This is a genomic window from Enterococcus phoeniculicola ATCC BAA-412, from assembly GCF_000407505.1.
GTDB lineage: Bacteria > Bacillota > Bacilli > Lactobacillales > Enterococcaceae > Enterococcus_K > Enterococcus_K phoeniculicola.
In genome coordinates this window covers 412,350-426,245 of sequence record NZ_ASWE01000004.1, presented here as the reverse complement: position 1 = coordinate 426,245, position 13,896 = coordinate 412,350, and the positions used below count along the sequence as shown (strand labels likewise).

Genomic DNA, 13,896 nt, shown 5'->3' with positions numbered 1-13,896 from the left:
AGAGAATCCTGATTTTATATGAGAAGATAGAATAAGAAAAGAGTTTAGCTGTTACAACCACAGCACAGTAAGGAATTTTTTCTTTCATTTTAAAATATGGTGAAGTCAGAAAAGCAATGAAACCTAGAAAGAGAGATGAATAAACATGTCATACAAAGTAAATTTTAATGAAATAGAAACCATAGGATTAGAAGCTTCACCTGTTGCTGAAGCGTTGGCTGGCTTAAGAGCGAACGAAGCTCGTTATTTTTGGAATAAGTTTAAATATGACTATGTAACCTTTCCAGCCAAAAAGAAACCAGAAGAAGTTAACTGGCTTAAAAAGATTTTAATCGAGGAGCGTAATTTAGAATTTCAGTCTAAGGTTCTAGAAGTTGCCATTTATGAAGACGAAAATATCTATTGGCCTGAATTTTACTTTGAGAATGGGATGGTTCTTAATGTTCTATATACAAAGAATGGCGAGAAACCTAAACGAGCAGTGGGGATTAAACTCTCAGAGGGTATGCAAATTCCAGAAGAATTAGAAGGAAAATTTAAATTTGCTAAACAAAAATCAAAACTTGCTGGAGAAATTAGAGGTAGCTATTTTGTTTTAAAGCAGACTTGGCTATAATGAAACAGCATACTGTCTGTTGCCACTATGTATTCGATACATGGTGGTCTCTTTATGTCACACTAATAAGAATTGGAGGTTTCTTAACATGGAAAAATTTCTATACATATTATTGATAGTAATTAACACTGCAGTCATTCTATTTTTTTTGTTTGTACACCCATTATCCGCTTACATAGTCAGTATCTTACTTGCTATTTATCTTATTTCATTAGTTAAACAGAAATACTTTTTTGTAGTCATTTCGATTTTATGTATGTTTTTCTTATCAGCATATAGTTTGCTTTATGCTGTGATGATTTATCTTTTTAGTAGTCCACCTGATGGAAATGTTGGTATCGGTTCAACAATTTTGTCTATATGCTTTCTTGGTCATGCAATTTTAAATCCGTCGTTATCTATAATGTTATTCATAAGAAAAGTAAGAATGAATTCAAAACAGAAACAAATTTGACATATGAGAAGAAGCGTTTTATAAGAAACAAATAGGTACCTCTTTATATCTATTTTAGAAGTCTTAGATTCTGTCATGATCTATCTCTTTTTGAGTAAAGAAATCTTTCCTAAACTAATTTTTTCACTGTATGTATCAAAGAGGATGACCCGTGTATTTTTTTAGCAATTAAAATTTCTTTCCTTCTTCTAAAATTTAGTTTAGTTCTATAGGTGTAATCACTCGTCAATATAACTAAACTAAAACATACTAAGATTAGTGGGTAGGATATTCGCCGGAATATCTTACCCACTAATTTCTATTTATAGCGTATAGTGAGGGTGAAAGGAAGTTCGAACAAGACCTCAAGGACTACGAGTCCGAAATATAAACCGAGCTCCTTCACTATCCTTTTAGAATCAGGTTTAAGTATGTTGGGACTACGAGTCCGTGTAAAGGAAAGTAGAATCGGAAGGAATCAGTGAAGGTCTTTCAATAAAAAAGAAAAGAGAAAAAATAATGACGTTTATCTTAGCTTTTAATGTCTCAAAAGGGGAAAGTTACAAAGTGCTTTACCAAGACGAATATTGTCTTTCAGAAGGGAAAATTACGCATACTCAACAAGGATTTCATCTGTTATTGGAAGAAATTCGGTCGTTACCTGATACACCTGAAATTGTTTTTGAAGCGACAGGAGTCTACTCTCGTCCGTTAGAAAAATTTTGTCAGGACAATCACCTATTCTATAGTCTGTTAAATCCTTTAGAAGCAAAAAAGCAGTTGGAGGAAGGCTCTTTGCGTAGTTGGAAAACCGATCAAGCCGATGCCCATCAATTAGCTCAGACTCATTGGAAAAATCAGCGACCTATCAAACAACTCCAACAATCACACTACTTGGATTTACGGGATCTTTCCCGCTTCTATCAAGAAATAGAGGAAAAAATCAAACGCATTCGCATGGACTTACACAATGCCTTACAACTGACTTTTCCAGAAGTAGAACAGTTCTTTTCCAGTCGTGTGACCCTTTATGCTTTGTCCCTTATTGAACTATTCCCTCATCCCGCCTTTGCTCTTTCTTCCAGTCGAACGAAAATCAAAAATCGCTTAATGAAAGCAACTCGAAAAAAGATCTCGGAAAATAGAGCATGGCAAAAAGCGGATCAACTTTTGGCCTACGCTTCCTGTGCATATCCTGCCGTTGACTCTGACAGTATTCAGTGTCAAAAAGTCCGATACTACGCCTGTCTGCTTCAAGACCTACTTGAACAAAAGGACCAGTTGGCACAACAGATGATTGAACGTGCGCAGTCTTTTGAAGCGTTTCAATTATATCAGTCAATCCCAGGAATTGGGGAATTGACCGCTGTGCTTTTACTTGGCGAATTAGGCGATATCCAACGATTCTCTACTTCAAATAAGCTAAATGCTTTTGTTGGGATTGATATTCGACGCTTTCAATCTGGAAAGTATGTTGGAAAAGACCACATCAACAAGAGAGGGAATCCAAAGGCACGAAAAATTCTTTACTTCACCATCCGAAACATGATTCGACAGCAGCGAGCTGCTCCTAATCACTTAGTAGATTATTACTATAAACTAAAAAAGCAACCTGCTCCTAAGAAAGAGAAGGTTGCCACAGTTGCTTGTATCAACAAGCTTCTGAAGTGCATGTATTCCATGGTCAGGAATCATACAAGGTACGCTTATGCGTATACGGCCTCTAACGACCAATAAGGACAAGTCCTTATGAGCAAATTATACCACAAACCAGATAAAAATTTTAGGTAGACATCTGGTTTATTTGGTGTGTGCTTTGATGGTTATTCTTGCCCTAGTTAAAACGTAAGAAGATCGTTAGATTTTCTTCTTGACTAATCGTAGGAAAGAGGTCGGGACAGAAATGTTCAGCTTATTTTCGAAGCCTTCAACTCTAGGTAGAAGTTGTTGAGAGCGAAACGCAGTGGAGATGAGTTCCTTCCGTTCCCAACCTTTATTAAGGTTTTACAAAGGTGGGGAACAACTTAATTAGTTATGTCCCACTCTCTTTTCCATTCCAACAAATAACATATCTATTTCTTCTTTCACCGTGATTGTTAATCCTTCAAAATAATCCCTTTTATGCCAAAATAAACTTGGTATCCAGAGTTTGGAAATGCATATTCATCTTCACCAATATCTTCTAATCCATAATTAATCGAGAAACGACTTTGCGGTTGATAGCTTAGTTCTTGCGCTTCGATTCTATCATTAGAGTCAATTTGGCTTTCCACAAAATCATATCTGGCTTTTATCGCTTGGCTAGAATAATAGTAATCTTTCAATCCTACAACTGCAGTGAACAACGTGACAACAAGTAAGGCAGATACGAATGGATAGTATATTTTTCGGGTAACATCACTAGTCTTTTCATCTGGAAAGAAGTTCAAAAGTCCAAGAATTAAAAATACTAATCCGCCAAAAAACGGACGACCACCCTCATGCCCTAACGGAGACATTATTAATGCATAGATAGTTGCTAAACCGATAATTGTAAAAAAAACACCCATAAGGTACTTCTTTTTATCAAACCAAAATAGTAAGGATAACGTGGCACAAACAGCTATACCGACAAACAACCAAAGATGCTCATTATACAGAGCTTCCATAATATTTAATAGCCATAAAACCATATTTTTTAGTGTTAAGTAGTCTGATCCAACTGTTGCAGCAGTTCTAATTTTGTTTCCTGGAGACATCAATAAGATTAGAAAGCCAAATAAAGTTGCCATAAAACCATATACTTGCCACCATGCCACCTTCTTTTTATGAAAATATTCATAACCTAGAAAACCAAGTAAACAAAGTAGTAAACCGCCTGACGTATTTTCATTTGACAGTCCAGCAGCAATCCCAAAAATAGTTAGATAAGGATATAATATCCTTTTGGGAAATAATAACCCCTCATGAGTTTCAAAAAAATGACTGTAATAAGGCAGTATCATTGATAAGATTATAGTTGTCGTCCATAAATAGTTCCCTGCGCCAGCTCTCCATAATATGGTTTGCCCAAACGAAGGGATAAATAGAACAAACAAACTGATAACAATAACTAGCTTTAATGGGGATAAATTTTTCCAATTTTTTGAAGACAGTAGAAACGTCACAAATACAAAAATACAGAATATTGCAGCGTTTACGAGTGCAAATAACCATGAAGGGATATAAACTAACAGCCTAAATAAAGTCTGTCCTATAAAACGACCGTTCCAATTGAAATAGTCATCTACACTTGCATTCCATATATCCATAACCGATTTATATTGAGTCATATATAAGTCATCTGAATACAATGGTGTATAGAGATTTATGCCCACTATTGTTATAAATAAAACTAACATTATTCCAAAAATTATTTTCTTTCTCATTTTTACCTCTTTTATAAATGAAACTTTAACTGTAATTCTACCACAAAAAATAAATAACAAGCACTTTTATATTGATATTCTTGAAAATGGCATATATATTTATCAAATAAAATGATTTAATAAGTACATTATCCAATTATATCATTTTATTACGATAGTATTTTTTATGTATAATCTGCTATAATGAAAGTGATTAAAATAGGGAAATGAGGGAAGAAATTGAAAAAGTCAGGATTGATATTCACACTATTAGCAGTGATTTTTTTGAGTGGATGCTCAAACAATAAAAATGAACAAATTAGTAATTCTAGTCATTCGTCAACATCACTAGCTGAAACAAGTGATACTAAAACAAATGGTACTAAAACAAGCAATACTAAAGCAAACATAACTAAGTCTTCTACTAAAATAGAAGAAACTACAAAAGAAGTAGAATTAAAAACGACCTACCAATCCGTTCTTGATGAATATACTAAAAAGTTGCAAGAAGAAGCACCTAAATTAGTTGATGAATATAATGCAGAATATCCATCTATTCAAGGTGGAATAAATGCTTTAGCCGAATTATCAAATAAAAAAGTGGCCACACTTGCCGAAATTTCAAATGAAGGTGTAACAAAAATGGCTGGAATACAATTAAATACACAAGATGACTATTCTGTTTATGAAGAATGGGTCGGCAAGTTAATAGATGTTTATTCTAAAGAAGCTCAAAAAATTTTCGATGCATATATGGCATCTTCTACACCTGAAGCACCAGAATTTAGTGAACCTTCATATGAAGAATATACTGTTGAATCTCCTCAACAAACAGAAAAATCAGAATCCCCCACAGCATACTCTGAGGTTCTACAATCAAGTGAGCGTTTAGCTGGTGAAAAGTATACGGTAGTACAAGTTGGAGAAGGGCCAGATCAAATTGCGGAACGTACCGGTGTCCCTGTAGAAACTATCTTTGAACTAAATGGTATGAGTCCAGATAATTTCAATTTAATCCCCGGACAATCAATTCGTATAAAATAAAAAAGCGGAAAACCCCAATCGACATAGGGTTTTCCGCTTCGTTTTAGTCTTGTGTATTTAGTTTACGAATCAAATCATCGATATGGTTACCGTATTTTACGGATTCATCTAACTCAAAAATTAGCTCAGGTGTTTTGTATAAGCTCAGTGCGTGACCCAACTCTCGTCGAATCAGACCTGTTGCCTTATCCAATCCTTGTTGTGCTTTTTGTTGATCAGATGCTAAATCTGATAATAAACTGTAGTAAATGGTTGCTTGCTGTAAATCACCTGTCACACGAACGTCCGTAATTGTTACCTCTTGTACTCGAGGATCACGTACTTTTTTTCGTAGAATTGCGTTTACTTCTTTCAAAATTTCTTGACCGACTCGGCGGTCTCTATAGTTAGCCATTTGAGCGGCCTCCTTTAATTAATCGTTTTTAATTTCTTCCATGACGAAGCCTTCGATAACATCTTCAACTTTTAAGTCATTGAATTTTTCAATCATCGCGCCACATTCATAGCCTAATTTTACTTCTTTTGCATCGTCTTTAAAACGTTTCAAGCTTGCTAGAACTCCTTCATAGATAACAATACCATCACGGATGACACGTACGCCACTATCACGTCTGATGAAGCCTTCTGTTACATAACAACCGGCAATTGTTCCAACTTTAGAAACTTTGTAAAGTTCACGAACAACCATTTGTCCTGTAATTTTTTCTTCAAATTCAGGATCTAACATGCCTTTCATTGCTGTTTCGATTTCATCAATTGCTTTATAAATAATTCGGTGTAAACGAATATCTACTTCCTCTGATTCTGCTTGTTGTTTTGCTTGAGTTGTAGGACGAACGTTAAATCCAATGATAATTGCGTTACTTGCTGCTGCAAGTGTTACGTCACTTTCATTGATTGCTCCAACTGCTGAATGGACGATTTTCACACGCACACCTTCAACATCAATCTTCTTCAATGAAGCAGCCAAGGCTTCAGCAGATCCTTGAACATCCGCTTTAATAATGACGTTAACATCTTTTAACTCACCATCTTTTAAGCTTTCAAACAAGTTATCCAATGTTACACGACTACTTACTGCACGTTGCTCAAGTAATGCACGTTTAGCACGTTCTTCCCCAGCAGCACGAGCTGTTTTTTCATCCTCATAGACAACAAAACGATCTCCTGCTTGTGGTACATCATTCAATCCTGTAATCTCAACTGGTGTTGCAGGACCCGCAGCTTTATCACGACGGCCTATATCATTGGTCATTACACGCACACGACCATAAGTATTTCCTACAACAATAGGATCTCCTACATGTAAGGTTCCTTGTTGAACAAGTAAAGTTGCAACCGGTCCTTTTCCTTTATCAAGACGAGCTTCAATAACAGTACCAATTGCACGCATCTTAGGATCAGCTTTTAAATCCTCAACCTCTGCCACTAAAAGAACCATTTCTAAAAGTTCTTCAATGTTTTGGCCAAATTTCGCTGAAATTTCAACAAAGATGGTTTCCCCACCCCACGCTTCTGGGATTAACTCATATTCACTTAATTCCTGCATTACATGTTGAGGGTTAGCTGCCGGTTTATCAATCTTATTCACCGCAACAATAATTGGAACGTTTGCTGCTTTTGCATGGTTAATTGCTTCAATTGTTTGTGGCATTACTCCATCATCAGCTGCTACAACTAAGATAGTGATATCAGTGATACTAGCACCACGTGCACGCATACTTGTGAATGCCGCATGTCCTGGAGTATCCAAGAATGTAATAGGTTTGCCATCAATATCAATTTGATATGCCCCAATATGCTGAGTAATCCCACCTGCTTCACCACTTGTTACGCGTGAATGGCGTAGAGTATCAAGCAATGTTGTTTTCCCATGGTCAACGTGTCCCATAATCGTTACAACCGGTGGACGAGAAACTAGATTTTCTTCAACTAAAGCTTCTGGTTCAAAGAATTTATCAATATCGGCTACATCCACTTGTACTTTTTCTTCAGCTTCCATACCATAATCTGCTGCAAGTAATTCGATTGTATCTTTATCAAGTGCTTGGTTTTGGTTAACCATTACACCCATCATAAAGAGTTTTTTGATAATTTCAGCAGGTTCACGATGGATCTTTTTCGCGATATCAGCAACATTCATCCCTTCTGTGTACTCTAACACTTCTGGAAGTTCACGGAATTTACGTGGTGGAACTGCTGGTTTATTGGATTGTGGTTGATGCTTTCCTTTTTTCCCTTTTTTATTAAACTTGTTACGGTTTTGGTTTCCACCAAAATTATTACGATTTTGATTACCGTAGTTGTTTGTACGCCCACCACGGTTTTGAGTATTTCCTTGTCCGCCGCCTGAACGGTTTTGGTTACTTTGTTGTCCTTGGCTAGTTCCTTGGGTTGTTTGTGGACGTTGCTGTCCTTGTCCTGCTGGACGGTTTTGATTTGTCTGTGGACGTTGTTGTCCTTGTCCTGCTGGACGATTTTGATTTGTTTGTGGACGTTGCTGTCCTTGTCCTGCTGGACGGTTTTGATTTGTCTGTGGACGTTGCTGTCCTTGTCCTGCTGGACGATTTTGATTTGTTTGTGGACGTTGTTGTCCTTGTCCTGCTGGACGATTTTGATTTGTTTGTGGACGTTGTTGTCCTTGTCCTGCTGGACGGTTTTGGTTTGTTTGTGGACGCTGTTGTCCTTGTCCTGCTGGACGGTTTTGATTTGTTTGCGGACGTTGTTGTCCTTGTTGGCTTTGCGTTTGATTCTGGTTAGCTGGTTTTTGATTTGCTGGTTTCTGATTTTGTGGACGTGCTTGATTTGTATTTGATGTTGTCATAGTAGTTCCCCCTGATAATGCTTGACGCAATTTTTTTTCATCATCTCCAGAGATTGACCCCATATGATTTTTAACATCCATGCCTAGAGCTTGTGCCTTATCCACAACATCTTTGCTTGATTTATTAATTTCTTTTGCAAGTTCGTAAATTCGTTTTTTCCCCATGCAATCACCTTCCTAACCTAATATTAGTTCCTTGATCTTCTTCGCGAACCCTTGATCGTTGATTCCGATAACCATCCGCGCCTTTCCAATTGCTTGGCTAAGCTCTTCGTGGGTAAACGATTCTAAGCAAGTCACTTCATAATGAGAACTCTTGTCTTGTAATTTTTTTCTAGTATTTTCACTGGCATCGCTCGCAACAAAAACTAATTTTGATTTTTGGCGACGGATGTCTTGTATTGTCATCTCTTCTCCAGTGACCAGTTTTCCAGCACGCATAGCTAACCCCAACATATTCAGTGCCTTTTGATCATTTGTCATTTGCAAATAACTCTCTTCGCGCTTTTTGGTGTGTAACATAGTCCAGCAGTTCTTGATAAAATTCATCTGACAGTGTTGTTTCTAACACGCGATCAAGAATTTTCTTATCCCAAGCTTGTTGAACTTCTGCCGGCTCAATAGAAACATAAGCTCCTCGCCCTGGTAATTTTCCGGTTGGATCGATGGCGACTTCGCCTTCTTTAGAACGTGTAATACGAATCATTTCTTTTTTAGGCTTCATCTCCCCAGATACAACTGATTTTCGCAAAGGGATTTTTCGTTTTTTCATCTATTTTCGCCTCCCAAAACTATTTATTCTGTTTCTTCAACTACTTCTGCTTCTTCGACAGCTTCTGCTTCTTCAAGTGCTTCTGTCTCTGCTTCATTAAATTCCATATTTTCGTAATCATCTGCAGTCATATCTGACGCAATAATCTCATCCGATTTTTCTGCTTCTTGCTCATAGAAACTAGCCATATCAGATTCTGACTTAATATCAATTTTGAATCCAGTTAATTTCGCTGCAAGACGCGCATTTTGACCACGTTTTCCAATAGCTAATGATAATTGATAATCAGGTACAACCACTGTGCACGCTTTACTATTTGTAGGATCAAATATAACATCTACTACCTGTGCAGGGTTTAGTGCATTGGCAATATAGATTGCTGGATCATCATTCCATTCAACAATATCCATATTTTCACCCTTTAATTCATTAACAATTGCCTGAACTCGTTGTCCTTTTGGTCCAACACATGTACCCACGGGATCAATGTTTTCATCCATAGAATGAACAGCAATTTTTGAACGATCGCCTGCTTCACGTGCAATACTGATGATTTCTACAATCCCATCATAAACTTCTGGTACTTCTTGCTCAAATAAGCGACGTAATAAATCAGGATGGCTACGGCTAACAAATACTTGAGGTCCTTTTGAAGACTTTTCAACACGAGCAACATAGACTTTAATACGATCATGTGGCTGATAAAATTCATTTGGCATTTGATCCTGCTTTGATAAGACAGCTTCAATTTTGCCTAAATTTACATAGATATAGCGGTGATCTTGTCTTTCAACAATTCCTTGCATGATATCTTTTTCGTATGCACTGAATTCATTGTAGATAATATCTCGTTCCGCTTCACGAACACGTTGCAAAATCACTTGTTTTGCTGTTTGTGCCGCAATTCGACCAAAATCTTTTGGTGTAACTTCAAAACGAATTGTATCACCAATTTCATAAGCTGGATTAATCAGTAACGCATCTTTTAATGATACTTCTAACTGAGAATCCATTACCTCTTCTGTTACTTCTTTTACTGCATATACGTGAATGTTTCCTTTTTTTTGTTCAAATTCTACAACAACGTTTTGTGCTTGACCATAGTGACGTTTGTATGCAGAAACTAGTGCTGCTTCTAGAGCCTCAATGACGATTTCTTTAGATACGCCTTTTTCAGCTTCAAGAGCATCTAAAGCGTTCAACATTTCTTTACTCATTTTTTAATTCCTCCGATATTAAAATTGAATAGCTAAACGAGCTTTCGCAATATTTTTACGTTCTAAAACAAGTTCTTTTTCCCGCGTTTTGATTCTGATTTTTAAAACAAGCTCTTCTGGAGTAACAGATTGTAAAAATCCTTGGTAAATCTTTTCTCCATCAATTGCTTGATAAAGTGAAACATGGATATATTCTCCAATAGCTTTTTCATAATCAGCTTCTTTTTTTAACGGACGTTCAGCTCCAGGAGATGAAACCTCTAGAAAATATGCTTGTGGGATAGGATCTGGATCGGCAGAATCTAACTTTTCACTTAATCGTTCACTCACTAGCGCACATTCTTCGATATCAATACCACCATCTTTGTCGATGTACACACGAAGAAACCAATTTTTTCCTTCCTTTACAAATTCCACTTCTACAAGTTCAAAATTTTGTTCATCTAAGATGGGCATTAGAAAATCGGTCACCGTTTCTACCACATTACTCAAAATTTTTCGCCTCCTTTAAGAGTCTAATTCCGTAATTCCATTAAAAAGAGTGAGCGAAAAATCCGCTCACTCACAATTAGTATCATTACCATAAATAACTATAGCATAGTTTCGTAGTAAATTCAAATATTCCATTTGGCTAGTCCTTTAAAAGGAGAAAAACTGATTTATACAACCTTAATTTAGATTATTGACTTTCTATTCGAAAAGCAGATTACTGTCATACCTTCATTTATGAGCGCATGCACTTTATAAATGATGAATCCACCGCATTCATTTTTCATCCTGCAATGAAATCATATACAGAACTATGTTAGTGAGTCACCCTTTTCTCTCATCAGTCATTGGAAACCCATTTTCTACAATGACTTGCTTTAACCAAAGACTGCTTGCCTTTTCTGATCGCTTAAACTGATTCTCTAAATCAATTCGATAAAACCCATATCTATTTTTATAAGCATTTAACCAAGACCAGCAGTCTACAAATGTCCACATATGATAGCCAAAGCAATTACTTCCTTCACTGATTGCTTTTTGCAACATAATCAAATGCTCCTTTAAAAAATCAATTCGATAACTATCCTGAACAACTCCAGACTCATCTAAAAATCGCTCTTCTTCTGATACACCCATCCCATTTTCTGACACGTACCATGAAATATTTTTGTATTCATTTTTCAGCCGCATACCTAAATCATAAATTCCTTCTGGATAAATTTCCCAACCTCGATATGGATTTATCTTTTTATTCGGCCAATCATAGTGGCTAGCAAATGCACTAGGAAATTGTGCTGGAAATTGCTCCTTTTTAGGTCTTTGTACACGCAAGGGTTGATAATAATTAACCCCTAAAAAATCAACGATGTTCCTTTGAAAAATTTCCTTATCTTCTTCTTCAACTTTTGGTAGCAGTTGATGTGTTTTAAAAAGTTGAATTAATTCTTCAGGAAAGTAGCCATGTACAACGGTATCCAAAAAGCTTCTGATATAAATTAAATCAGTGATATGTGCCGCCTTCTTATCTTCTACATGGGTACTTTTAGGATAAACAGGTGATAGATTTAAAATAATTCCGATTTCTCCATCGTTATATTTACTATTTTTGTACCTATTTACAGCCATCGCATGAGCCAACAAAGTATGATATCCAACTTGAATCGCACGTGTAAAGTCCACTACCTTTGGATAATGTGCTTCACCAAGATACCCGCATTCGACATGAACGAGTGGCTCGTTAAACGTCGTCCATTTTTTTATTATATCACCAAACTGTTCAAATACGACTTGTGCATAAAATGCAAATGCCTCTATAGACTCACGCGTTTCCCAGCCACCTTTTTCCATTAGCCACCAAGGCATGTCAAAATGGAATAAATTGATTATTGGTTCAATTCCATTTGATTTCATTTCTTGAAAATAGTCTCGGTAAAACTGAACTGCCTTTACGTTCACCGCTCTCCCATCAGGTAATATTCTTGCCCAAGAGATAGATGTTCGATACGAATTTAGCGCCATTTTTTTCATTAGCGCAACATCTTCTTTATACTGATAATAGGTGTTTGATGTTTGTTCAGGTCCGACTCCTTCATAAAATAATTCCGGTTCTAACTCAAACCATTTATCCCAGACAGTCGGGCTTTTCCCATCTACTAATGCTGCCCCTTCTGTTTGCGGTGCAGATGCTGCAGCTCCCCACAGAAAGTCTTTTGAAAAAGTAATCATCTCACTACATTCCTCCCCTCATGTTTTTTGTAGAGTAATTTTATAGACTTGATAAAGCTCTTCACCTGCTATTGGCTGGATTATCCTTTCTTTGATAATCTCCTTGGTATTCAAATGAACCACCTGTTCTACAAAAAGACTAAGCTCATTTAAGTTTAACGGGGGTGCGTCTTGTTCTTGAAAAGCATAGATCATAGTACTCTTTTTTGTAAAGAGCCAACCCTGATAACTCAACTCTTTCACCGCACGCGTATCATAAATTGCTTCTCCAAAGCGGTCGAGCCAGCTGCCCAGTTTCGCTAAAATATTTACTGCTTCAACGGGTAGCTGTCCATTTGGTTTAGGTCCTACACCTAAAATAAGATTTCCACCCAATGAAACGACTTGAACAAGACTTTGTAAAATTTCATCAATGGATTTGTACTTGTCATTAGGAGAAAACCCCCAGTTATTGGCTAATGGAATATTACTTTCCCAAACTTTTTTGGGTGGAATATCCGGAATTTTTCTTTCTGGGGTCACGTAGTTTTCATAGATGCCGCCAATGGTTCGGTCAACAATTAGCATATCGGCTTGAGCTGACCGCACTCGTTTGGCTATCGTAGCCATGTCCAGTTGTTCCTTCCGAGCATTTACCCAGCCGCCATCCAGCCATAAAATAGCGATTTCTCCATAATTTTCACTGAGTTCTGTTAATTGATTAGTCACGAAATCATTGTACTCACGCCAACGCTCAGGAAACACTTCTGGATCATAACTTGCTTGACGCCCTTTGGCTTGTTCTTCAGGTACCCAATAAAGTGGCGAATGCCAATCTGGCTTCGAGTAATACGCCCCCACAGAAAGACCTTCTTTTCTAAAGGCAGCAGAAACCTCAGCAAAAATATCAGATTGTGCATTATCTGCATACGGACACGGCGAAGCAGTTACCTTGTAGTCACTGTATTGTGTGTCATACATGGTAAAACCGTCATGATGTTTTGTCGTAAATATCATGTAGCGAAACCCTGCATCTTTACACATTTTTGCCCATTCTTCTGGATGAAATTCATAAGGATTAAACGAGTGATTCAAGCCCCAGTAATCTTCTCTCAACTCTTGTACACTATTTCTCCAGCCTGGATTTCTTGCCCAGTCATCTTCTTTTGAAAGCTGCCACGACTCAACTATCCCTGCTATAGCATATAATCCCCAATGGAAAATAACCCCTAATTTTTGATCTTGAAACCATTCTAATTTTTTCATCAGGTTTTCGGGTAAAGATTCATATTCTTGATATTCTGTGTCCAAATTTTGCTCAATATCCTTGCGTATACTTGTTTCCTTCATCTCGTCACGCTCTCTTTGTTTTACTTTTTTTCTATTTTTCTCTATAAGTACAAATCATTCG

Annotated in this window: 12 protein-coding genes; 3 read left to right on the top strand and 9 right to left on the bottom strand. The window is 36.9% G+C overall.

The annotated features are described in order from the left end of the window. Positions 1-145 precede the first annotated feature (145 nt). Both I589_RS15955 and I589_RS15945 read left to right on the top strand, forming a co-directional pair. Entirely contained in the window at positions 146-616 is a 471-nt protein-coding gene (locus I589_RS15955; RefSeq protein WP_010767341.1) for a hypothetical protein, read from the top strand. A gap of 952 nt (positions 617-1,568) precedes the next feature. Then, entirely contained in the window at positions 1,569-2,786 is a 1,218-nt protein-coding gene (locus I589_RS15945) for an IS110 family RNA-guided transposase (RefSeq protein WP_010767339.1), read from the top strand. 359 nt (positions 2,787-3,145) lie between these two features. Here the strand turns inward: I589_RS15945 and I589_RS15940 are convergent, their stop codons facing one another. Continuing rightward, positions 3,146-4,456 carry a DUF3329 domain-containing protein gene (locus I589_RS15940; protein ID WP_010767338.1) on the bottom strand — a complete coding sequence of 437 codons (1,311 nt, stop codon included), beginning with the start codon at positions 4,454-4,456 and terminating at the stop codon, positions 3,146-3,148. Between the two features lie 219 nt (positions 4,457-4,675). Here I589_RS15940 and I589_RS15935 point away from each other — a divergent pair, with 219 nt between their 5' ends. Then, entirely contained in the window at positions 4,676-5,479 is an 804-nt protein-coding gene (locus I589_RS15935; protein WP_010767337.1) for a LysM peptidoglycan-binding domain-containing protein, read from the top strand. 43 nt (positions 5,480-5,522) lie between these two features. Here the strand turns inward: I589_RS15935 and rbfA are convergent, their stop codons facing one another. The 8 genes from rbfA to I589_RS15895 form a co-directional block, all read right to left on the bottom strand. Then, on the bottom strand, positions 5,523-5,873 hold the full coding sequence (gene rbfA / locus I589_RS15930) for a 30S ribosome-binding factor RbfA (protein WP_010767336.1): 351 nt from the start codon (positions 5,871-5,873) through the stop codon (positions 5,523-5,525). An 18-nt stretch (positions 5,874-5,891) separates the two neighbouring features. Then, entirely contained in the window at positions 5,892-8,468 is a 2,577-nt protein-coding gene (gene infB, locus I589_RS15925) for a translation initiation factor IF-2 (RefSeq protein ID WP_016250112.1), read from the bottom strand. Between the two features lie 12 nt (positions 8,469-8,480). Beyond that, positions 8,481-8,786 carry a YlxQ-related RNA-binding protein gene (locus I589_RS15920; protein ID WP_010767333.1) on the bottom strand — a complete coding sequence of 102 codons (306 nt, stop codon included), beginning with the start codon at positions 8,784-8,786 and terminating at the stop codon, positions 8,481-8,483. Beyond that, a complete protein-coding gene (gene rnpM / locus I589_RS15915) occupies positions 8,776-9,075 on the bottom strand; it encodes an RNase P modulator RnpM (RefSeq protein WP_010767332.1) in 300 nt (99 codons plus the stop codon). Before rnpM ends, I589_RS15920 begins: the two co-directional genes overlap by 11 nt. Positions 9,076-9,098: 23 nt before the next feature. Beyond that, positions 9,099-10,292 (bottom strand): transcription termination factor NusA, encoded by a 1,194-nt coding sequence (gene nusA / locus I589_RS15910; RefSeq protein WP_010767331.1) that lies wholly within the window; start codon positions 10,290-10,292, stop codon positions 9,099-9,101. A gap of 18 nt (positions 10,293-10,310) precedes the next feature. Next, complete coding sequence (rimP, locus tag I589_RS15905; RefSeq protein WP_010767330.1) at positions 10,311-10,784, bottom strand: ribosome maturation factor RimP; 474 nt, start codon at positions 10,782-10,784, stop codon at positions 10,311-10,313. Positions 10,785-11,105: 321 nt separating this feature from the next. Next, positions 11,106-12,506, bottom strand: a complete 1,401-nt coding sequence (locus tag I589_RS15900; RefSeq protein ID WP_010767329.1) for a glycoside hydrolase family 1 protein — start codon at positions 12,504-12,506, stop codon at positions 11,106-11,108. Between the two features lie 18 nt (positions 12,507-12,524). After that, positions 12,525-13,835 carry an alpha-L-fucosidase gene (locus I589_RS15895; protein ID WP_010767328.1) on the bottom strand — a complete coding sequence of 437 codons (1,311 nt, stop codon included), beginning with the start codon at positions 13,833-13,835 and terminating at the stop codon, positions 12,525-12,527. Between the last annotated feature and the right edge of the window lie 61 nt (positions 13,836-13,896).

Excerpts from the sequence above, each read along its gene's own strand:
- I589_RS15920 (WP_010767333.1), bottom strand. The coding sequence starts at position 8,786 with ATGACAAATGATCAAAAGGCACTGAATATGTTGGGGTTAGCTATGCGT.
- I589_RS15945 (WP_010767339.1), top strand. The coding sequence starts at position 1,569 with ATGACGTTTATCTTAGCTTTTAATGTCTCAAAAGGGGAAAGTTACAAA.
- I589_RS15940 (WP_010767338.1), bottom strand. The coding sequence starts at position 4,456 with ATGAGAAAGAAAATAATTTTTGGAATAATGTTAGTTTTATTTATAACA.
- I589_RS15895 (WP_010767328.1), bottom strand. The coding sequence starts at position 13,835 with ATGAAGGAAACAAGTATACGCAAGGATATTGAGCAAAATTTGGACACA.
- infB (WP_016250112.1), bottom strand. The coding sequence starts at position 8,468 with ATGGGGAAAAAACGAATTTACGAACTTGCAAAAGAAATTAATAAATCA.
- rnpM (WP_010767332.1), bottom strand. The coding sequence starts at position 9,075 with ATGAAAAAACGAAAAATCCCTTTGCGAAAATCAGTTGTATCTGGGGAG.
- I589_RS15955 (WP_010767341.1), top strand. The coding sequence starts at position 146 with ATGTCATACAAAGTAAATTTTAATGAAATAGAAACCATAGGATTAGAA.
- I589_RS15900 (WP_010767329.1), bottom strand. The coding sequence starts at position 12,506 with ATGATTACTTTTTCAAAAGACTTTCTGTGGGGAGCTGCAGCATCTGCA.
- rbfA (WP_010767336.1), bottom strand. The coding sequence starts at position 5,873 with ATGGCTAACTATAGAGACCGCCGAGTCGGTCAAGAAATTTTGAAAGAA.
- nusA (WP_010767331.1), bottom strand. The coding sequence starts at position 10,292 with ATGAGTAAAGAAATGTTGAACGCTTTAGATGCTCTTGAAGCTGAAAAA.